The organism is Caulobacter vibrioides OR37, assembly GCF_000372645.1.
GTDB classification, from domain to species: domain Bacteria; phylum Pseudomonadota; class Alphaproteobacteria; order Caulobacterales; family Caulobacteraceae; genus Caulobacter; species Caulobacter vibrioides_E.
Map to the genome: position 1 here is coordinate 1 of NZ_APMP01000014.1, position 21,020 is coordinate 21,020.

A 21,020-nucleotide genomic window follows, 5' to 3' on the forward strand; every position below is an offset into this window, starting at 1 on the left:
CTGGCCGCGTGAGGATGAAATCCCGTGACTCTAGATCGGCGCGCTCGCGTCCTCCACCGGCCCGAACACCCTCTGGAAGCTGGCCCTCAGGGCCGCGTCGGCCTCGTCCATCGTCACGGGCAGGCCCAGGTCCACCAGGCTGGTCACGCCATGCTCGGTCTGGCCGCAGGGCACGATGCCGGAGAAGTGGCCAAGGTCCGGCTCCACGTTCAGGCTGATCCCGTGGAAGCTGACCCACTTGCGCAGCTTCACGCCGATCGCCGCGATCTTGTCCTCGCGGCTCCAGCCCGCGCCCTTGCGCTCGACCCAGACGCCGACGCGGCCGTCGCGCAGCTCGCCGGTGACGTTGAAGGCGGCCAGGGCGTCGATGATCCAGGCCTCCAGGGCCGCGACGAAGGCGCGCACGTCGCGGCCGCGCTTCGTCAGGTCCAGCATCACATAGGCCACGCGCTGGCCGGGGCCGTGATAGGTAAACTGGCCGCCGCGCCCGCTCTCGAACACCGGAAAGCGGTCCGGCTCGATCAGGTCCGAGGCCTTGGCCGAGACGCCGGCCGTATAGAGCGGCGGGTGCTCCAGAAGCCAGATCAGCTCGCCCGCCGTTCCGTCGGCGATGGCGGCGGCGCGGGCCTCCATGGCGGCAACGGCTGCCGGGTAGGGGACGTAGTCGGTCGAAACCGCCCACGCCACCGGCGCTGCGTCTTCGCGGCCCATGGTCGGAAGGCCAATATTTTCAGCGTTTAACGGGAGAGCAAGCATGTGGCCCTAATCTTGCGATCGAAACACGGCGACTGGTCGGTCGCGCGCGTTTCAGTTTCAGGGACCTTACTTCGTGAGCCAGGTCAACGCCGTCAATGTCGAGATCTCCGTCCTGCTGGGGCGCTCGATCCTCCCCATGCAGCAACTGCTGCGCATGGGCCGCGGCGCGGTGATCCCGCTGGACGCCAAGACCAATGACGAGGTCTGGATCCTGGCTAACAACCACCCGATCGCCCGCGGCGAGATCCAGATCAGCGACGACCGCATCGCCATCCAGGTCACCCGGGCGGCCGACGTCTATGACTACATGGCGGGCGGGGCGTAATTCGCCGCGGAGGGTAAGTTCGCGATCGGCGAACTTCCGACTTCCCAAAGCCGATTCAGTTTGCTACCTGCCGCCCCTCACCATGAGCGGTCGTGGCGGAATTGGTAGACGCGCAGCGTTGAGGTCGCTGTGGGGCAACCCGTGGAAGTTCGAGTCTTCTCGACCGCACCAAGGTGAAAAGAAATAGAGCGCTCCCGGGGTTTTCGACTCGTCTGGGGCGCTCTAATCGTTTCTGGCCCCGGTTTCGCGCCCTGATTTCGCGTTCGGGGCCGCCTCACCGGACCACGGCGACGAACCCAACGCTCCAAGAGCTCAGGAGGCCCCCATGACCCGGGACACCGCCGAACTGACCAAAGAGGCGCTGGACGACATTCCGCTGGCCAAGACCGAGACGCCCGAGGAGCTGGAAGACCTGGCCCTGGGCGACGACTACGCCCTCAATCCCGACTATGTCGACATGGTGATCGACGCCGTCGACAGCGGCGACCTGAAGCGCCTGCGCGAGCTGGTGACGGCGCTGGAGCCGGCCGACGTCGCCGACCTGATGGGCTTCCTGACCGCCGACTACCGCGAGGACGTGATCCCGCTGCTCGACCCCGAGGCGCTGGGCGAGATCATCTCGGAGATGGACGAGAACCTGCGCGAGGAAGTGCTGGAGGCCACGCCGTCGGTGACCCTGGCCCGAGCGCTGGAGGAACTGGACACCGACGACGCCGCCGACGTCATCGACGACCTGGACGAAACCAAGCGCTTCCAGGTGCTGGCGGCCATGGGCGAGACCGATCGCGCGGCCATCGAGACGACGCTGTCCTACGAGGACGAGACCGCCGGCCGCCTGATGCAGCGCGAGTTCCTGGCCGCGCCGGAATTCTGGACCGTCGGCCAGACGATTGATCACGTCCGCGACGCCGGCGACCAACTGCCCGAGCTGTTCTTCGACGTCTACGTGGTCGATCCGACCTTCAAGCCGGTGGGCGCGATCCCGATCAGCATCCTGCTGCGCAGCCGCCGCGAGACGCCGCTGGCCGAGCTGATGGAGGCGGCGACCGAAATCGATGTCGGCATGGACCAGGAAGAGGTCGCCTACATCTTCGACAAGTACCACCTGATCAGCGCGCCGGTCATCGATCCGGGCGGCCGTCTGGTGGGGCAGATCACCGTCGACGACATCGTCGAGGTCATCCGCGACGAGGCCCAGGAGGACATCCTGGCCCTGGCCGGCGTGTCCGACGCCGGCCGCGACGCCAGCGTTCAGGAGATCGTCCGCTCGAGGCTGCCTTGGCTGCTGCTCAATCTCGTGACCGAGACCATCGCCGTCTCGGCCATCGCCATCTTCCAGGATCAGATCGCCAAGCTGGTGGCCCTGGCCGTGTTGATGCCGATCGTCTCGTCCCTGGGCGGCAACGCCGGCACCCAGACCCTGGCCGTGGCCGTCCGCGCCCTGGCGAGCAAGGAGCTGACCGCCGCCAACGCCCGCCGGATCATCGTGCGCGAGGTGCTGGTGGGCCTGATGAACGGGGTGGCGCTGGCCATCGTCATGGGCCTGGCGACGTTCCTGTTCTACCACAACGGGCGTCTGGCGATCACCGTGGGCGTGGCGCTGATCGTCAACATCTTCATCGCCGCGCTGGGCGGCATCCTGGCGCCGCTGGCCCTGGAGAAGATGGGACGCGACCCGGCCGTGTCCTCGTCGATCTTCGTGACCTTCCTGACGGACTTCATGGGCTTCCTGGCGGTGCTGCTGATCGCGGCGCTGCTGATGGGCTGAGCTGGAGCGGAGCGGCTTTTTCCGGGCCGCTTCGCTCGACGCGGGAAACTGGCGCCGACCTTGCGCCGAGACAGGCGAACGCATCCGCGTCTGTCTCAAACTGGGTCAAACTCCGCGATGAAACCGCGCCATCAGGTCACCCGGACGGCCGTCGATCTCATCAAGAGATTCGAGGGCTACCGTCAGAAGGCCGCGCAGCTGCCCGATGGGCGCTGGACGGTCGGCTATGGCCACACCCTGACCGCTCGCGAGGGCGCCTCGGTCTCGGAAAAGGACGCCGAGGCCCTGCTGCTGTACGACCTGATCTCGGTCGCCCACTCGGTCAACGAGCACACCTACGCGCCGCTGAACCAGAACCAGTTCGACGCCCTGGTCTGCTTCGCCTTCAATATCGGGCTCGACAACTTCCTGCGCTCGGGCGTGCTGCGCCGGATCAACGAAGGCTCGCTGCTGCAAGCCGCGTGCGCGATGGAGATGTGGCGCAAGGCCGATTTCGAGGGCGAGCGAATCGTCATCGACGCCCTGGTGCGCCGTCGCGCCGCCGAGAAGACCCTGTTCCTGACCCCGGCCAACGGCGAATGGGTGCCCGCGCCCAGCCCGGTGCTGCGGCCCAAGGTGGACTATGACGCCAGCTGCGCGGTGCCCAAGCAGACGCCCATGGCCGTCAACACCCGCACCGAGGGCGACCGCGTCGTCGCCGAGCGCGAGGAAGGCCTGCCGCTGAACGTCGTCGTCCCGGAAGAGGACGGCCCCACCGCCACGGAGCAGTCGGCCGCCGCCGTCAGCGCGCGCCTGGGCGCCATCCTGGCCGACGAGGAACCCGCCGCGGCGACAAAGCCCGCCGCGCGTCAGGACGATCTGGGCCTGCCCGAGCCGCCCGCGCCGGTCCAGCCGGCCGCCGTCGAACCCGCGCCCACGCTTTTCGAGGAGGCGCCGCCGCCCCCCGTCGAGCCCGCGCCTACCCCGGTCGAGTTCACGCCGTTTCGCCTGACGCCGCCCCCGGCGGAAGAGGTCGAAAAGCCCGCTCCGGTCGAGGCCTTCGCGCCCGCGCCGGCGCCGAGCGAACCGACCCTGTTCTCCGGTCCGAGCCGCGGTCCGTCGGTCTTCAATCTCGACGGCTTCTCGACCAGCGACGACACGGTCGATCTTCGCCCGATGGACGTGCCCTTGGTCGAGGCCGAGCAGCCGCGCTTTGGCAACAACAGCCTGCTGATCAGCCTGGGCATTCTGGGTCTGGCGCTGTTTGGCGGCGGGGTGCTGTGGATCCTGACCGTCGCCGCCGGTTCGGACAGCAATGTGAAGCTGTTCGGCTATGGCGCCAGCATGGTCGGGGCCATCTGCTTCGTGGTCTCGGCCTATCTTCTGCTTCGCCGCCTCGCCGGTCCCGATACGAGCGACGAAGAATAGTTTTCTTTGCTTCCCTAGGGGAACTTGAGCAAGAACGCCCGCAAGGTTCAGCGCCTTGCGGGCGTTCGTGCTAAGGGAGGACGTATGAGCACCAATTTCGCACCCTCGATGGACTTCGCGCTCGGTGACACGGCCGACGCGATCCGCGAAACCACGGCCCGCTTCGCCGCCGACAAGATCGCGCCGCTGGCCGCCCGTATCGACGAGACCAACGCCTTCCCTCGCGAGCTATGGGTCCCGATGGGCGAGCTGGGCTTGCACGGGATTACCGTCGAGGAAGAGTTCGGCGGTCTGGGCCTGGGCTATCTCGAGCACGTGGTGGCGATGGAGGAGGTCTCCCGCGCCTCGGCCTCGGTGGGCCTAAGCTACGGCGCGCACTCGAACCTCTGCGTCAACCAGATCCGCCGCTGGGCGACGCCCGAGCAGAAGAAGCGTTACCTTCCCAAGCTGATCAGCGGCGAGCACGTCGGTTCGCTGGCCATGTCCGAGGCCGGTTCCGGATCGGATGTGGTCTCGATGAAGCTGCGGGCAGAGCAGCGCGGCGACCGCTATATCCTCAACGGCACGAAGTTCTGGATCACCAACGCCCCGCACGCCGACACCCTGGTGGTCTACGCCAAGACTGGCGAGGGCAGCCGAGGCATCACCGCCTTCCTGGTCGAGAAGGGCATGAAGGGCTTCAGCGTCTCCAAGAAGCTGGACAAAATGGGGATGCGCGGGTCGGACACCGCCGAGCTGGTGTTCGAGGACTGCGAGATCCCCGAAGAGAACGTCATGGGCCCGGTCGGTGGCGGCGTCGGGGTGCTGATGAGCGGCCTGGACTACGAGCGCGCCGTGCTCAGCGCCGGCCCGCTGGGCATCATGCAGGCCTGCCTCGACATCGTCCTGCCCTATGTCCGCGACCGCAAGCAGTTCGGCCAGCCGATCGGTTCGTTCCAGCTGATGCAGGGCAAGATCGCCGACATGTACGTGGCCCTGAACTCGGCCCGGGCCTATGTCTACGCCGTGGCGCGGGCCTGTGACGCGGGCAAGACGACGCGCTTCGACGCGGCCGGCGCGATCTTGATGGCGTCCGAGAACGCCGTGAAGGTGTCGTTGGAAGCCATCCAGGCCCTGGGAGGGGCGGGCTACACCAAGGAATGGCCGGTCGAGCGCCTGCTGCGTGACGCCAAGCTCTACGACATTGGCGCCGGCACCAACGAAATCCGCCGTTACCTGATCGGCCGGGAGCTGATCGGCGCCTGAAGCCCGACGAGCGCCATGAAAAAGGGCCGACCCGATCGCTCGGGACGGCCCTTCCATCGTCGTGGCCACTTTCGCAGCGTGTGACTTGAAACCTCTGGCGCTCAACGCCTTAGGCGGAGACCTCGCTCGTCAGGCTCCAGGTCACGACTTGCGACCGCGGTTGGAGACAATGAGACACTGGATCACCTCCTTTCAGTAGTTGAACAATACCAGGAGAATATGGGCCTGTTTTCTCGCTTGAAAAGGGGAAACCGACCGCGACGCGGTGTCGCGCCGGGCGGGCTCAAATCGTCAGCAGGCGGAAGGCGATGATGATGGCGGCCCATAGCGCCACAGCCGCGCCGAGCGCTATGGGACGATGCAGGCTGAACCGACGCGTGACCGGCGTCGAACCATACCTTGGGTGAAACCGCGTTGTGGGCATTTCCGCGTGAGTCCTTCCCGATGGCCCCTCTGTCGGAGGCCTGAATCAAAGCGTATGACGAATTCTCGCCTGAGAGAAGAATTCCTTGAGAACCGCTAGGTTGCGACGCGCGAATTGTCGCGTCGGGGAGAAGAGCGAATGGCCACTTGGGATCCTGACGTCTACGCCCTCTATCGTCGCTACCGGGAACGGCCGGCTCTGGACCTGCTGACCGCGATCCCTGGGGACCTGAAGCCTCGCGAGATCTGGGATCTGGGCTGCGGCCTTGGCGAGCAGGCCGCGCTGCTGGCCGCTCGCCATCCCGAAGCGCGCGTGCGGGGGCTCGATTCCAGTCCCGAGATGCTGGAGCGGGCGAAGAGGCTTTCGGCGCGAGTCGAATGGGTGCTGGGCGACCTGGCCGGCTTCGCGCCCGAAACGCCGGCGGACCTGATCTTCTCGAACGCGGCCCTGCAGTGGGTGGACGATCACCCGGTGCTGATCCCGCGCCTCGTCGCGGCCCTGGCGGAGGGCGGCGTGCTGGCCGCTCAGATGCCGGTGGTCGACGGACTGGGCTGGCGCGCCAGTCTGGCCGAGATCGCCGCATCGGGGCCGTGGGCCAAGCGCTTTTCCGGGATCGAAGGCGTGCGCGCCGCGCACGATCCGGCCGACTACTACGGTTGGTTGGCGCCCAGCTGTCCGGAGATCGATATCTGGACGACCACCTATCTGCACGCCTTGCACGGCCAGGATCCGATCGTCGACTGGACCATGGGCACCACCCTGCGCCCCTATCTCGATGCCTTGCCGGACGACGAGAAGCCAGCCTTCCTCGACGCCTGGCGGGCGCGTCTTTCGCGCGACTATCCGCGTCGCGAGGACGGGGTGACGCTGTTTCCGTTCAAGCGGTTGTTCATCCTGGCGCGCAAGGGCTGAGGGGTCACCCCGTCGCCGGGCCGGCCCGCTGCTCAGCCAGGCTTGGACGGCGCCGCAGGCTGGCCACCGGGCGGTTCAAAGCGTCCAGCGTCAGGCTGGCGGCGACATAGCCGGCTTTCACCGCCGGCTCGAAGGCGCGCCAGTCGCGAATATCGATGCCTTCCAGCTTGGGGGTGATCAGCACGTCGCTGGCCTCGCGCGAAGCGGCCAGGTCGCGGCCGGTGGTGACGGTCGCTGCTCGCATCAGCAGCGCCACGATCGGCGGCCCCTTGCGCCAGTCGCCCGAGGCGATCCAGCTCCAGATCGAAGGCGGGCGATAGACGTCATCGCTGGTGATGCTGCGGCCTCGCGTGACGTCGACGCCGACGATGGGGCCCAGCTGGAACGATCGCATCACATCGGCGGGGAAATTCTTCATCACGGCGCCGTCGACCAGCACCTGGCCATGGTCGGTGGCCGGCGGCAGCACGCCCGGCAGCGAGATCGACGCCCGCAGCGCGTTCCGCAGCCCGCCGGTCCGGTGCAACTGATAGGTTCCCGAGGTCAGGTTCGACGAGACGCAGAAGAACGGCAGCCACAGATCGCTGATCTCGACCTCGGCGAAATGCTCGGCGAGGCGCTGGTCGACCTTTTCGCCGCGCGTCATGGCGATCAGCGGGAAGGCGATGTCGTCCAAAGGGCTGGTGTCGACGAAGGCCCGACGGATGCGGGTCTCCATCTCGCCGTCGTCCCAGCCCATGGCGATGCCGGCGGCCACGATGGCGCCCATCGAGGCGCCGCCGACGAAGTCGATCGGCACGCCGCGTTCGCGCAAGGCCTGGACCGCGCCGACATGCGCGTAGGCGCGGGCCCCGCCGCCCGAGAGGACCAGACCCACCGACTGGCCGGTCATCACCCGCGCCAGCCGCTGCATGTCGGCCAGACCGTTCTCGCGCAGATGGAAGAGACGCGCGGCCTGGGTGGCGGCCACCCAGGCCTCGGAGCCTTGGGGGCGCTCGGCGCGCGCCGACTGGAGAAGGATCAGATCGACCAGCCGCCTTTCCTGCAATGGGCCAGAGGCGTAGGTCGGCGCCTGAGATGGCGGCGGACGGTCGCCCCGTCCGACGCGGAACAGGCGGTCGACCTGACGGCCGACGATATGCTTCCAGGCGGTCTCGTCGGCTTCGGCGACATAGAGCACGAAGTCGTGGCCGCGTTCGACATTGCTGAACCACTCGGTCGGCGCGTGGGCCGACTCGCCGCCCTCGACGGTGACCGAATAGCCCAGGGCCTCGATGCAGCGGGCCAGGCGCTCGACGATCGGCCGGATCGCCGCGCCGGGCTCCACGGCGATGAAGCCATAGACCGACGGGTCGCCGATGGCCGCGTGGGACCGCGCCTGCCGGGCGCGGCGAAGCATCAGCCGCGACAGTTCCAGCATCACGCTCGGATCGTCCTCGGCGGCGGCGAAGAAGGCGCGCCGGGGAAGGGCCAGCACCTCGCTGTCGCGCAGCGCCACCATCTCCGCCGAGTGAACCGTGCCATCGACCAGCGCCATCTCGCCCGCGGGCTCGCCAGGACGGATCACGCCCAGGAACAGCGGCTCCTGGCCCTCGTCGCGGCGAAAGGCTCCCAGGCGACCGGTCTTGAGGAAGAAAAGCTGGTCGGCGGCGTCCCCTGGTTCAAACAGTGTCGCCCCGCCGGGCAGCGAGAACCACGCCGCCGCGCCCTCGCGCCATTGCTTGGCGAACAGGCGCGCGAGGGCCGTATCGTCGTTCAGCGAGGTTTCCACGCGCCGGACGCTAGCGTGAAGCGCAAGGCTTGACCACGGGGGAGCGTTGCGGCGCAATTGTTGATCGCCAACCCAAAATGGTCGAGAACGGTTTTGGCCCTGAATCTTCGTGGTAAGGGTCCAAAAACTCACACTTCCTGGATTGGGTGGAAAAGGCTAAGCGTCGGTCATGCCGAAGTTGCACTCCGTTATCGACGCGTCCGGCGAAACCTTCGCCCGCAACGCCGCGCACAACCGGGCCCTGGTGGCGGATCTGCGCGCGAAGGTCGCCCAGGCCGCGCTGGGCGGCCACGAAAGCGCCCGCGAGCGCCATTCGGCGCGCGGCAAGCTGCTGCCGCGTCAGCGGGTCGAGCGTCTGCTGGATCCGGGTTCGCCCTTCCTGGAGATCGGCCAGCTGGCCGCCTGCGACCTCTATGACGGCGAGGCGCCGGGGGCGGGGATCATCTGCGGCGTCGGCCGGGTGTCGGGCCGGGAGGTGATGATCGTCGCCAACGACGCCACGGTGAAGGGCGGCGCCTACTTCCCGATGACGGTCAAGAAGCACCTGCGCGCCCAGGAGATCGCGCAGCAGAACCGCTTGCCGTGCGTCTATCTGGTCGACAGCGGCGGCGCGAACCTGCCGCATCAGGCCGAGGTCTTCCCTGACCGCGACCACTTCGGCCGCATCTTCTTCAACCAGGCGCGGATGAGCGCGGCGGGCATCGCCCAGATCGCCTGCGTCATGGGCTCGTGCACCGCCGGCGGCGCCTATGTGCCGGCCATGAGCGACGAGACGGTGATCGTCCGCAATCAAGGCACCATCTTCCTGGCGGGCCCGCCGCTGGTGAAGGCCGCCACGGGCGAGGTGATCAGCGCCGAGGAACTGGGCGGGGCCGAGACCCACGGCCGCCGGTCGGGCGTGGTCGATCATGTGGCCGAGAACGACGAGCACGCGCTGGAGATCGTCCGCTCGATCGTCGCCAATCTGAACACCACCAAGCCCGAGCCCCTGGTCCTCGCCGATCCCGAGCCGCCGCTGTACGACCCCGAGGAGCTGTATGGCATCGTGCCGACAGACGTTCGCGCGCCCTACGACGTGCGCGAGGTCATCGCTCGCATCGTCGACGGCAGCCAGTTCGACGAGTTCAAGGCGCTATACGGCACGACCCTGGTCTGCGGCTTCGCCCGCATCTGGGGCCAGCCCGTGGCCATCCTGGCCAACAACGGCGTGCTGTTCAGCGAGAGCGCCGTCAAGGGCGCGCACTTCATAGAACTCGCCTGCAAGCGCAAGATTCCGCTGGTGTTCCTGCAGAACATCTCGGGCTTCATGGTCGGCGGCAAGTACGAGGCCGGCGGCATCGCCAAGGACGGGGCCAAGCTGGTCACGGCCGTGGCCTCGGCCGAGGTCCCAAAGTTCACGGTGCTGATCGGCGGCAGCTTCGGGGCTGGCAACTACGGCATGTGCGGCCGCGCCTACAGCCCGCGTTTTCTGTTCACCTGGCCCAACAGCCGCATCTCGGTGATGGGCGGCGAGCAGGCGGCCAGCGTATTGGCCACCGTCCACCGCGACGCCGCCAAGTGGACTCCCGAGGAGGCGGAAGCCTTCAAGGCGCCGATCCGACAGCGCTACGAGGACGAGGGCAATCCCTATCACGCCACGGCGCGCCTCTGGGACGACGGAATCATTGATCCGGCTCAAACCCGGGACGTGCTGGGTCTGGCCATCTCGGCCAGCCTCAACGCTCCGATCCCCGAAACGACTTTCGGCGTTTTCCGGATGTAGCTCCACGGAAGGACCCCCGCCCATGACCAATCCCATCGCCGATCCCATCGTCGAGGTCGCCGACACCGATACGATGAGCCCGCTGGTCCATGTGGAAAGCACGCCGGAAGGCGCGGTCACCGTCTGGATCAACCGGCCCGACAAGAGGAACGCCTTCGACGCCGAGACCATCGCGGCGCTCCGCCAGGCCTTCGAGACCCTGCACGGGGCCGAGGGCGTGCGGATCGTGTTCCTGCGCGGCGTCGGCGGCGTGTTCAGCGCCGGAGCCGACCTGGCCTGGATGGGCGACGCCATCGAGTGGGACGAGGACGACAACCGCCAGGACGCCCTGGAGCTGGCCCACATGCTCAAGGCGCTGCACGATATTCCGGCCCTGACCGTGGCCCTGGTCGAAGGTCCGGCCTTCGGCGGCGGCGCTGGGCTAGTGGCCGCCTGCGATCACGCCATCGCCCTGGTCGACGCCAAGTTCTCGTTCTCGGAAGTCAAGCTGGGCCTGACCCCGGCGACCATCAGCCCCTACGTCATCCAGGCCCTGGGGCCGCGCACGGCCAAGCTGCTGTTCGCCACGGGTCGGGTGTTCGACGCCGACGACGCCTGGGGCTACGGCCTGGTCGACGAGGTCTTCGAGGACGTCGCCAGCCTTGAGGTCGCGCGCGACGCGCTGATCGAGGAGATGGCGCCGTGCGCGCCCGGCGCGATCGGTGACGCCAAGGCGCTGGTCAACGACTTCGCTGGCCAGAAAATCGACAAAGGCCTGATCGAGGAGAGCGCGCGCCGCATCGCTCGCCGGCGGGTGTCGGAAGAAGGTCAGGAAGGCGTGCGAGCCTTTCTGGCGCGCCGCAAGCCGTCGTGGTCTGAATAGGCTTCATCCTGAGCGGGGCGGAACGTCGAAAGCACGCGGCTTCGGCGTTCCCAAGGCTCGAAACCTGGGGGAAATCCCGGCCTCGCGGTCGGGTTTGGGGGAACGGCATGACTGCGGCGGATCTGGATACGGCGGCGGCGGACTCGGCCACGAGCTTCGTCCGTCCCAAGAAACATCCGTTCACTCACAAGGGCGAGCCCTGCAAGAATTGCGGCGCGGCCTTGGAGGGATGGTGGTGCCATGAGTGCGGCCAGAACGCCGACACCCATCACCGCTCGATCCTGCATCTGATCTGGGAGGTCATCGAGGGTCTGTTCCACCTCGACGGCCGCCTGGCCAGCACCTTGCCGCTGCTATTCTTCAAGCCGGGCAAGCTGGCCAAGGACTACATGGAAGGTCGGATCGTCCGGCACGTGCCGCCGTTCCGGACCTTCCTGGTCTCGCTGCTGCTGTTCATCTTCGCCGCCGAGCACGCGATCCATGGCATTCGCCATGAGCAGGAGCTCAAGGAAGAGAAGGAAGCCGCCGCCCTGGCGACGCCCGAGGGCCGCAAGGCCAAGGCCGACGAGATGCGCAAGGAGGCCAAGGAAGGTCGCGACGAGCGGCTGGCCGACGCGGCCGAGACGCGCGACGACGACCTGAAGGAAGAGGGCGCGAAGAAGGACGAGATCCTCGCGACCTATAATGACACGGCCCGCAAGGCCGAGGCGCGCTATGGCCAAGAATTGAGCATGGCCGATGCGCTGGAGAAGAACCCCAAGGCCGGCGAGGAAGCGCTGGCCAAGCTTCACGGCCGCGGCGCGGTGGTCGCCGAGCAGATCCGGGGACTGGACCTCGCCACGCCGGATACGATCGAGGCGGGCGCCAACAAGATCGCCGACGCTCAGATCCCGGGGCAACATACGGTGGTCATCGCGCCCAACGCCGAGACGGCCGCGCCCAACTCGGCCGGCAAGGGCGAGCAGGCCGCTGAGACGGACTCCCTCAAGAACAAGTGGAAGGAAAACGTCGCCAAGGCCGTCGCCAATCCGGAATATTTCCTGATGGTGATGTTCGGCTGGGCGCATCGGCTGGCGGTGCTGCTGTTGCCAATCACGGGCCTTAGCCTCGCGCTCGTCTATGTGAACAAGCGCCAGTACTTCATCTATGACCATCTGCTGGTGGCCACGAACCTGTTGTCGTTTTCGTTCCTGGTCTATGCGGTCTGTATGGTGCTGCCGCGGTCGGCCTGGCCGATCGCCTTCGTGGTCGCCGGCCTGTGGGGGCCGATCAACCTCTTCCAGACCCTTCGCGGCGGCTATGGCTCGAGCATCATCGGGGCGCTGCTCAAGACCTGGGTCATCTGGACGATCGGCGTGACGTCCTTCGGCGTTCTGCTGGCGGGTCTGATGCTCTTTTCCCTTTCCCAGTTGTAGGTTTCGCCTTGATCTCCTCCGTCCTGATCGCCAACCGCGGCGAGATCGCCCGACGCATCATCCGCACCGCCCGCGAGCTGGGCGTGGCCACGATCGCCGTCTATTCGGAAGCCGACGCGAATGCTCCGTTCGTGCTGGAGGCCGACGCCGCGATCCTGATCGGCCCGGCGCCGGCCAAGGACAGCTATCTCGATCCGAAGAAGATCCTGGCGGCCGCCAAGCAGATGGGCGCCGAAGCCATCCATCCCGGCTATGGCTTCCTGTCGGAGAACGCCGACTTCGCCCAGTCGGTGCTCGACGCGGGCCTGGTCTGGATCGGCCCGCCGCCGTCGGCGATCCGCGCCATGGGCCTGAAGGACGCCGCCAAGAAGGTGATGATCGAGGCCGGCGTACCGACGACGCCGGGCTATCTGGGCGAGGACCAATCGGTCGAGCGCCTGACCGCCGAGGCGGCCAAGATCGGCTATCCGGTCCTGATCAAGGCCGTGGCGGGCGGCGGCGGTAAGGGGATGCGCAAGGTCGACCGCGCCGAGGACTTCGAGGCTGCTCTGGGATCATGCCGCCGCGAGGCCGCCGCCAGCTTCGGCGACGACCGCGTGTTGCTGGAAAAGTACGTCACCCGACCGCGCCATATCGAGGTGCAGGTGTTCGGCGACAGTCTCGGCAATGTCGTCCACTTGTTCGAACGCGACTGCTCGTTGCAGCGTCGCCACCAGAAGGTCATCGAGGAAGCCCCGGCGCCCGGCATGGACGAGGCCACGCGCCAGGCCGTCTGCGCCGCCGCCGTCAAGGCCGCCAAAGCGGTGGGCTATGTCGGCGCCGGAACGGTCGAGTTCATCGCCGACGCCTCCGAGGGCCTGCGCGCCGACCGCATCTGGTTTATGGAGATGAACACGCGGCTGCAGGTCGAGCACCCGGTCACCGAGATGGTCACCGGCCAGGATCTGGTCGAGTGGCAGCTTCTCGTGGCTTCGGGCGAACCGCTGCCGCTGGAGCAGGACGAGATCACCCTCGACGGCTGGGCGATGGAGGCGCGTCTCTATGCCGAGAACCCGGCGACCGGCTTCCTGCCCTCGACCGGCAAGCTCAAGCACTTTCGTCTGCCCGAGGGCGACGTCCGCGTCGACAGCGCGGTCGAGGAGGGCGGCGAGGTCACGCCCTTCTACGATCCGATGATCGCCAAGCTGATCGCTCACGGCGCCGACCGCGAGGACGCCGCCGCGCGCTTGGCCGAAGCCTGCGCCCTGGTCGAGGTCTGGCCGGTCAAGACCAACGCCGCCTTCCTGGCCAAGTGCGCCAGCCATCCCGACTTCGTGGAGGGCGCGGTCGACACCGGCTTTATCGAGGCGCGGTTGGACGAACTGACCGAGCGCGTTTTCACCGACGAGCCGGCCATGGCCGCGATCGGCTGGCGGCTGGACAGCTTCATGGAAGCCGAGGCGCGTCGCGATCCGTGGGAAAGCGCGCCGTCCAAACTGTTTGGCTTTCGGATGAACGGCCCCCGCGCGCCGATGCATCTGCCGATGTCGATCGACGGCAAGTCCGCGCCGCTGCGCGTGGCCTTGCTGGGCGGTGGGACCGAGGATTGGTCCTGGGACATCCGCCGCGCCGACGGCTCGACGTTCGATGAGGTCACGCGCCTCCCGACGACCTACGGCAAGGGCCCGATCCAGGTGTTCGAGGGCGGCGACGTCCAGGAGTTTGACTTCGTGGCCAAGGTCGGCGGTGCGGGCGAGGGGGCGGCCTCGGACGGCGCGATCCTGTCGCCGATGCCGGGCAAGGTCGTCTCGGTCGCCGTCACGGCGGGTCAGGCCGTCGCCAAGGGACAAGTGCTGTTGACCCTGGAAGCGATGAAGATGGAGCACGCCCTGGCGGCGCCGTTCGACGGCGTCGTGGCGGAGCTGTCGGCCACCGCCGGCGGCCAGGTCAGCGAGGGCGTGGTGCTGGCGAAGCTGGAGGCCAGCGCCTGAGAGTTCATAGCGCCTAGAGCGCGTTAGGTTTAAGCGTGAGCGGCTGAACCGCTCGAACGCGCTCTAAATGTTTGAATTTAGAGCCTGTTTATCCGCTTCAAATGATTCCCATTTGAAGCGGACAGGCTCTAGCCGTTCGGCGCGCCCAGCGCCGCCACCGCGGTCTCGAACAGCGGCCTTCGGTCTCCGCAGCGCGCCATGGCCCGCGCGTTGCGGGTCTTTTCGAAGAGGTCGATATAGGCGTCGGCCACCGGCGTGATCCGATAAGCCCAGACGGCGTCGGCCAGGGCTTCTGGATCAGGCGTGGGCGCGTGGAGCTGGGCGGTCATCGCCGCCGCCATGCCATCGACATCGCCGGGTCGAACGACCTCGCCATGCGTCATGCTCCAGAGCAGGTCGCGGACAGCCGGGGTGCAGTCCGTGGCGACGACGGGACGGCCGCGTCCCAGGGCCTCGATGATCACCGCGCCGAAGCCTTCGTGCCACGAGCTCAGCAGCAGCATCCGCGCCTTGTCCAGCCAGGGACCGATGTCGGCGGCGTAGCCTTCGAACGAGACGCGATCGGCGACGCCCAGGGCATGAGCGAGCGCGCCCAGGTCCTCGCGCAAGGGGCCGTCGCCCACGAAAGCCAGTCTCGCCTCGGGGTCCTGAACCTTGGCGAAGGCCTTCAACGCGACGTCGTACCCTTTTTCCGGCGCCAGGCGACCCGCGGCGACGATGAGCTTCCCGGTCGCGGGCGACGTCGGACGCGTGTCGTCGTCCAGCGCCGGCAAAGGGATGGCGGAGGCGATACGCCGACCCAGAAGGCGATTGGTCTGGGCCAGGGTGTAGGGCGACAGCGTCACCATCGCGTCGGCGTCGCGAAGCCGCCGCCGGGCGCCGATCTCGAACGCCCACTGACGCAGGCCCCGCCGCCCATGGCGGAAGATCGGCGAGCTGACTTGGGCCACGATCGTCGGGCGATTCTCGCTCAGATGCCGACCTACGGCGCGACCGATAGACCAGTGGAAGTTGCCGGGGATGAACAGGATGTCGGCGGGCTGGCGGCGCAGATGCTGCGCGACGGCCTTGCCCAGCCGCCCGCGCGATCCGCGTCCGCGCGGAATGGCCGGCGCGCATTCGACCACCTCGACGGTCTCGCCGGCCAAGCCGGCTTGGGGGCCGGTGGCGGACCCGCAAAGCAAGGTCACCGCATGGCCCGCCTCCGCCCAGGCGTTGACCAGGCGCAGGGCCACCCGCTCGGTGCCGCCCAGCGACAGGTCGTGCAGTACGACCAGAATCGACAGTCGATGTCCTGGGCTTCGACGGTCGGGACCGGCGCCGATCATCTCTCTATTCCCCTCATCGCAAACGGGTCTTCCATCAGACGGCCTGGGCTTCGCGCGGCGCGGACGGGGCCTGCGCCCAGAGCGCGCCGCTCAGCAGCGCCATGGTCAGGATCGCCTGAACCACGACGCACGGGCCGATCGCCTCCTGGCCCCAGACGGGCAGGGCGGTCGCCAGAAGGAGGACAAGGCCGAAGCTTCCGGCCAAGTTCATACCCGCCGAGAGACCGGGACGGCCCAGGGCGGTCAGCGCCGCGCTCAGGGGCGGAGCGCACAACAGGATCGTCCGCGCGGTGGCCAGCCACGGCATCAAGCCGCCAGCCGACGCGAAGCGCTCGCCGCCGATCAGGGCGGCTAAGGCGCCGCCGAACAGGCCGAAGGCGCCGCAGATCGGGATCGCGACGGCCATGGCTATGCCGCTCGCTCGCGCGATCGTGGAGATCACGAGGCCCGTCTGGCCGCGCGCCGCCAGCTTGGCCAGCTCGGCGAAAGCGGCCTGGCCCAGGCTTTGGGCGGGCTGGGAAATGACGATCGTGGCGCGTTGGGCTATGGCGAAGAGACCCGCGGCGGCAGGTCCGCCAAACCAGCCGACGGCTAGCGGCGTCACGCGCGCGGTCAGTTCGGCGAAGGTGACGTCGGCGTTCGCGCCCAGCATGAAGCGCAGAAGGCCAGGGTTTTCCGTCCTGACTCCGCGCGGGTCGATGCGAAGCGACCGCCAGCGCAGGGCTCGCGGGGCGGTGGCGAAGGCCATGATCCACATCACCGCCCATTCCAGGATCGCGGCGACCAGCCATGCCCATAGGAAGCCTACGAGGCCCCAGTGGCCGGCCCAAACGATCAGAGCTCCGATCAGGCGCGCGACCGGCGGGACCAGGCTGTGGGCGCCGAGCAGGTCGAAACGGCCGGTCACCTGGAGATAGCCCGCGGCGGTGGCGCGGACGGAGGCCAGGACCGCCAGGCTGTAAGGCGCGCTGAGCGCGATCGTTTGCGGCGTCCAGCCCAGGCGGGCTCCCACCCAGGGCGCCAGCAAGGCGGCCGCGATAACCGCGACCACGCCGCACGCCAACTCCAGCATGGCCGCGAATTTCAGCAGTCGCGCCAAGCGCTCTTCGTCGCCGGCCAGGAGAGCCTGGGCGCCGTAGCGCACCACGGCGTGCCAGCCGGGGAACTCGATGATCCCCGCGACGGTCAGGATGTAGGTGTGGACGAGGACCAGGATCCCATAGTCGGTCGGTCCCAAGGCGTGCGCGGCCAGGGCCATGTAAACCACGCTGACCAAGCCGGCGCCGGCTTTACCGCTCAGAAGGCGCGCGGCGTTTCCGAAGATCCCGCGCAGAATCCGCCGATCACCCGTCACGGCGGGAGACTGTCAGCTGGCGAACTGGGACGTCGTCGGAGGAAAAGCGCAACCGCATACGAGGTTGACGGCGCCGTGCGCCGGCAACCTTACCCGTGATTTGAAATGCCCCAACGGCGTCAGGTTTTCCGACCGCGCGTAAGCGAGGCCAGCGCGACCGCCAGGCCTTTGGGCGAGCCCTTCAGCCATTTGGCGTCGATCAAGGTCACGGGGCCGCAGGCGGCCAGGGTGTGGCGGCCGCGATGATAGCGGCCGGCATTGACCGGCGGTTTGAGGATCGGCGAGGTCTCGGCCTCGAAACGGTCCGGCGTCAGGACGTTGACGGCCAGCAGCCGCAGGTCGCCGCCATAGGTTCGGGTGCAGTCCTGAACCGGCAGATGCAGCCGGCCGTCGTGGACAAACGGCGTGCCGCCCGGACGGCTGCTGGCCAGATCGATCCGCACAGGATTGCCCGGATGGGTGCGCCAGGGACCCTCGATGCGGTCGGCATAGGCCAGATGCAGCTTGCCCTGCTTGTCGCGTTGAGACCCCGTCGGAGAATAGGCCATCCACCAGCGATCCTCCCAGCGGAACAGGGTCGGATCGATGGCCGGGGTGTCGAAGGCGATCTTCGTGACCGGCTCCCAGACGTCGGGAAAGCGCCGCGCGCGGTAGAGGGTGAAGGTTCCCGACCGGAAGGCCTCCGGCGTCATCCAGGTCTCGCCCTCGGCCTCGGTGATCATGGGGTAGGAGAGGTGCCAGGGTTCGCGGAGCACGGTCTGGCGGCTGACTGGCCGGAAGTCGGCGTCCAGCTCGAGGTGGTCGATCACGCCGTGCCGCGTGCGATAGTCATAGGCCTCGGCGAACAGATGCAGCCGGCCGTCGCGCCAGACGCCGAAGGGGTCGGCCAGGAATGTGAAGTCCGGCTCCTCGGGCAGCCAGCGCACGGGGGCTTCGTGGAGGCCGCCGGCCGAGGCGATCGCCTGGATGGGTCGTTCGATGACGCCGACGCGCCAGATGTCCGAGAAGATGGGCATGGCCTGGGCTAGCCCGGCGGCGAGCCGGTTGGCAAGGTCGTCCAAAAGAAACCGCCGCCGCGGAGCGCCCCCCACAAGGCGTCCGAAACGGCGGCGAAGGCCTCGCGGCCGACCGCGCCCTGGTGAAGCGCGACCTGAAGCATGGATAACGCCGTCATGCGAGGCGTCGAACGCTTTCGCCCGCCGCGCGAGCCCGGCGTCGCCGCGCCCCGTTGCCTTGCCGCGCGGGCGCGCTATCTAGCCCGCATGGCTCTGCACATCATAAAGCTGGTCGTGGGCTGCGACACGATCGAGGACCTTCTCGAATGGCATAAGGACAAGAGCCAGCCCTGGGTCATGCACACCCGCATGACGCCCAAGCGGATCGATGAGGTTCTGGACGGCGGCTCGCTGTACCGCGTGTTCAAGGGACAGGTCCTGTGCCGCCAGAAAATCCTGGCGATCGATACGATCGGCTCCGGGCCCGCCTCGCGGTGCGAGGTGACCGTCGATCCGCCGATCATCCGCGTCGCGCCGCAGCCGCGTCGGGCGTTCCAGGGCTGGCGCTATCTCAAGCCCGAGGACGCGCCGCCCGATCTGACCGAGGCCGAGTCCGCCGACCTGCCGCCGGACCTCGCGCGGCAATTGAGAGAGCTGGGCGCCTGGTAGCGTTCGCGAGCCTTTTTAAAGGCGTCGCGGTGGCCTTCTTATCGCTCTCGAGCCCCTGTAGCGCCTAAAGCGTCGGTCCGGTCTTTTCAGCCGACAGCCATGTTGTCGATCAGCCGCGTCTTGCCCAGCTTGGCGGCGATCAGGATCCGGCCCTTGGCCTGACCGATCGGACCGGGACCCAAGCGCGTCAGATCCCCGGCCTCGCGCACCTCGACATAGTCCACCGGATCAAAGCCCGCGGCCAGCAAGGCGGCCTTAGCCGCCTGCTCGGCCTCGTCGACGCGCCCGCCGGCGGCGACGGCGGCGGCGGCCGTCTTCATCGCGGCGGGCAAGGCGGTGGCGGCGGCGCGGTCCTCGGGGGACAGGTAGGCGTTGCGCGAGGAGAGCGCCAAGCCATCCTCGGCGCGGGCGGTCGGCGCGCCGATGATCTCGATCGGAATGTCCAGATCGCGAGCCATGCGGCGGATCACCTGCAATTGCTGATAGTCCTTCTCGCCGAACACGGCGACGTCGGCCTGGCTCTGGATGAAGAGCTTGGCCACGACGGTGGCGACACCACCGAAGAACTGGGGTCGCGCCGCGCCTTCCAGCGGTTCCGAGACGCCCGACACCGTCACGGCCGTCGCGAATCCCGGGGCGTACATTTCTTCTCCGGACGGCGCGAACAGCAGGTCGCAGCCGACCGAGGTCAGCTTCTCGACGTCTGCGGCCTCGCCACGCGGATAGGCGTCGAAATCCTCATGCGGGGCGAACTGCTTGGGATTGACGAAGACGGTGGCGATCACGCGGTCGGCGCGGGTCTGGGCCAGGCGAACCAGCGACAGGTGGCCTTCGTGCAGGGCGCCCATGGTCGGGACCAAGGCCACGCGCTGGCCGTCCGCCTTCCAGGCTCGGACGTGTTCCCTCATCCGCGCGACGGTGCGGACGATGATCGGGCCGGTCATGCTGGGTCTCCAAGCGAACAGGCTTGGCTTATGACCGCCCCGCGCGGTCAGGTCCACCACCCCCATGGGGCGCCGTCGCGCGAAGGTGCGACAATTATGCCTGTGGATTGAACCGCTTGACCTCCTGGGGCGTCGGTAACATCGTGTTAACCTTCTGTCCAAGGTCGCGCGAGTCGCGACGCATGAAGGATCGATCCCATGGCCGAAACGCGCGTCATCGTCGTCGGCAACGAGAAGGGCGGGGCTGGCAAGTCCACCATCGCCGTGCATCTGGTCACGGCCTTGCTGTACGGCGGCGCCAAGGTCGCGGTGCTGGACCTAGACCTGCGTCAGCGCACCTCGGCCCGGTTCTTCGAGAACCGGCGCGCCTGGCTGGCCAGCAAGAAGCTGGATCTGCCGGAGCCCTTGGCCCTGAACCTCAGCGACAACGACGTCGCCCTGGCGGAGCGGTCGGAGGAAGAGCAGGTCGCCGGCTTCGAAGCGGCCTTCGCTAGAGGGCTCGAGACGTGCGACTTCGTGCTGATCGACACGCCCGGCGGCGACAGCGCAATCACGCGGCTGGCCCACGGCCGCGCGGACCTGGTCGTGACGCCGATGAACGACAGCTTCGTCGACTTCGACATGCTGGGCACGGTCGACCCGGTGACCATGGAGCTGACCAAACCCAGCCTCTATTCGCTGACGGTCTGGGAAGGCCGCAAGCAGCGCGCCCTGTCCGGCCAACGCCAGGCCATGGACTGGGTCGTCTTGCGCAATCGTCTGGCCACGACGGAAGCGCGGAACCGCAAGCGCCTTGAAGATCGCCTGACGGCCCTGGCCAAGCGGGTCGGCTTCCGGATCGGCCCCGGCCTGCGTGACCGCGTGATCTATCGCGAACTGTTCCCGTTCGGGCTGACCATCGCCGATCTGTCGCCCCAGGTTCGTCCGGTGCCGGTGTCGCTCCAGCATCTGGCGGCTCGCCAGGAACTGCGCGCCCTGATGCATTCCCTGGGCTTGTCGAACTATTCGGGCGAGACCCTGCTGGCGGCGCAATAGGCGCTGCTCTAAGGTTCTCGCGGCGCGCTCCGCGGCTCAGGCTTAGCGGGCGATCTCGCCGCCCGTTCCGCGTTTGGT

At 67.9% G+C, this 21,020-nt stretch carries 18 protein-coding genes and 1 tRNA gene; 12 read left to right on the top strand and 7 right to left on the bottom strand.

Features of this window, described 5'->3' with window-relative positions:
* Positions 1-30: 30 nt before the first annotated feature.
* The gene (gene lipB / locus OR37_RS11780) at positions 31-756 is read right to left on the bottom strand and encodes a lipoyl(octanoyl) transferase LipB (protein WP_035017323.1); all 726 of its coding nucleotides are present in this window, start codon (positions 754-756) and stop codon (positions 31-33) included.
* Positions 757-829: 73 nt separating this feature from the next.
* Between lipB and OR37_RS11785 the strand changes: the two genes are divergently transcribed.
* From OR37_RS11785 to OR37_RS11805, 5 genes are all read left to right on the top strand, one after another.
* On the top strand, positions 830-1,081 hold the full coding sequence (locus tag OR37_RS11785; protein ID WP_004619996.1) for a FliM/FliN family flagellar motor switch protein: 252 nt from the start codon (positions 830-832) through the stop codon (positions 1,079-1,081).
* 86 nt (positions 1,082-1,167) lie between these two features.
* A tRNA-Leu gene (locus OR37_RS11790) sits at positions 1,168-1,252 on the top strand.
* Between the two features lie 154 nt (positions 1,253-1,406).
* Positions 1,407-2,849, top strand: coding sequence for a magnesium transporter (gene mgtE, locus OR37_RS11795; protein ID WP_004619998.1), 1,443 nt, complete (start codon positions 1,407-1,409; stop codon positions 2,847-2,849).
* A gap of 117 nt (positions 2,850-2,966) precedes the next feature.
* Complete coding sequence (gene spmX / locus OR37_RS11800) at positions 2,967-4,256, top strand: lysozyme-family localization factor SpmX (RefSeq protein ID WP_004619999.1); 1,290 nt, start codon at positions 2,967-2,969, stop codon at positions 4,254-4,256.
* An 84-nt stretch (positions 4,257-4,340) separates the two neighbouring features.
* The gene (locus OR37_RS11805) at positions 4,341-5,501 is read left to right on the top strand and encodes an isovaleryl-CoA dehydrogenase (RefSeq protein WP_004620000.1); all 1,161 of its coding nucleotides are present in this window, start codon (positions 4,341-4,343) and stop codon (positions 5,499-5,501) included.
* A gap of 109 nt (positions 5,502-5,610) precedes the next feature.
* Here OR37_RS11805 and OR37_RS21435 read toward each other — a convergent pair whose 3' ends face one another.
* Entirely contained in the window at positions 5,611-5,697 is an 87-nt protein-coding gene (locus OR37_RS21435; RefSeq protein ID WP_106404377.1) for a hypothetical protein, read from the bottom strand.
* A 366-nt stretch (positions 5,698-6,063) separates the two neighbouring features.
* On the opposite strand from OR37_RS21435, the gene OR37_RS11810 reads away from it, so the two are divergent.
* Positions 6,064-6,837, top strand: a complete 774-nt coding sequence (locus tag OR37_RS11810) for a methyltransferase domain-containing protein (RefSeq protein WP_004620001.1) — start codon at positions 6,064-6,066, stop codon at positions 6,835-6,837.
* 4 nt (positions 6,838-6,841) lie between these two features.
* Here the strand turns inward: OR37_RS11810 and OR37_RS11815 are convergent, their stop codons facing one another.
* Positions 6,842-8,608, bottom strand: a complete 1,767-nt coding sequence (locus OR37_RS11815) for a patatin-like phospholipase family protein (RefSeq protein WP_004620002.1) — start codon at positions 8,606-8,608, stop codon at positions 6,842-6,844.
* Positions 8,609-8,777: 169 nt separating this feature from the next.
* Here OR37_RS11815 and OR37_RS11820 point away from each other — a divergent pair, with 169 nt between their 5' ends.
* The 4 genes from OR37_RS11820 (at position 8,778) to OR37_RS11835 (ending at position 14,617) form a co-directional block, all read left to right on the top strand.
* Positions 8,778-10,370, top strand: coding sequence for a carboxyl transferase domain-containing protein (locus OR37_RS11820; protein ID WP_004620004.1), 1,593 nt, complete (start codon positions 8,778-8,780; stop codon positions 10,368-10,370).
* A 22-nt stretch (positions 10,371-10,392) separates the two neighbouring features.
* On the top strand, positions 10,393-11,232 hold the full coding sequence (locus OR37_RS11825) for an enoyl-CoA hydratase-related protein (protein ID WP_004620007.1): 840 nt from the start codon (positions 10,393-10,395) through the stop codon (positions 11,230-11,232).
* 107 nt (positions 11,233-11,339) lie between these two features.
* Positions 11,340-12,647, top strand: coding sequence for a DUF3667 domain-containing protein (locus OR37_RS11830; protein WP_004620008.1), 1,308 nt, complete (start codon positions 11,340-11,342; stop codon positions 12,645-12,647).
* A gap of 8 nt (positions 12,648-12,655) precedes the next feature.
* Positions 12,656-14,617 (top strand): acetyl/propionyl/methylcrotonyl-CoA carboxylase subunit alpha, encoded by a 1,962-nt coding sequence (locus OR37_RS11835; protein WP_004620009.1) that lies wholly within the window; start codon positions 12,656-12,658, stop codon positions 14,615-14,617.
* 128 nt (positions 14,618-14,745) lie between these two features.
* Here the strand turns inward: OR37_RS11835 and OR37_RS11840 are convergent, their stop codons facing one another.
* The 3 genes from OR37_RS11840 to OR37_RS11850 form a co-directional block, all read right to left on the bottom strand.
* A complete protein-coding gene (locus OR37_RS11840; protein ID WP_004620010.1) occupies positions 14,746-15,945 on the bottom strand; it encodes a glycosyltransferase in 1,200 nt (399 codons plus the stop codon).
* 34 nt (positions 15,946-15,979) lie between these two features.
* Positions 15,980-17,212: a lipopolysaccharide biosynthesis protein gene (locus tag OR37_RS11845; protein WP_235046577.1), complete on the bottom strand. Its 1,233-nt coding sequence runs from the start codon at positions 17,210-17,212 to the stop codon at positions 15,980-15,982.
* A gap of 206 nt (positions 17,213-17,418) precedes the next feature.
* Positions 17,419-18,315, bottom strand: a complete 897-nt coding sequence (locus OR37_RS11850; protein WP_004620015.1) for a glucosamine inositolphosphorylceramide transferase family protein — start codon at positions 18,313-18,315, stop codon at positions 17,419-17,421.
* 246 nt (positions 18,316-18,561) lie between these two features.
* Here OR37_RS11850 and OR37_RS11855 point away from each other — a divergent pair, with 246 nt between their 5' ends.
* Positions 18,562-18,963 (top strand): DUF1489 family protein, encoded by a 402-nt coding sequence (locus OR37_RS11855; protein ID WP_035017330.1) that lies wholly within the window; start codon positions 18,562-18,564, stop codon positions 18,961-18,963.
* A gap of 86 nt (positions 18,964-19,049) precedes the next feature.
* Here OR37_RS11855 and panC read toward each other — a convergent pair whose 3' ends face one another.
* On the bottom strand, positions 19,050-19,907 hold the full coding sequence (gene panC / locus OR37_RS11860; protein ID WP_004620019.1) for a pantoate--beta-alanine ligase: 858 nt from the start codon (positions 19,905-19,907) through the stop codon (positions 19,050-19,052).
* Between the two features lie 198 nt (positions 19,908-20,105).
* Here panC and mipZ point away from each other — a divergent pair, with 198 nt between their 5' ends.
* The gene (gene mipZ / locus OR37_RS11865; protein WP_004620020.1) at positions 20,106-20,942 is read left to right on the top strand and encodes a division plane-positioning ATPase MipZ; all 837 of its coding nucleotides are present in this window, start codon (positions 20,106-20,108) and stop codon (positions 20,940-20,942) included.
* The last annotated feature ends 78 nt before the right edge of the window (positions 20,943-21,020 follow it).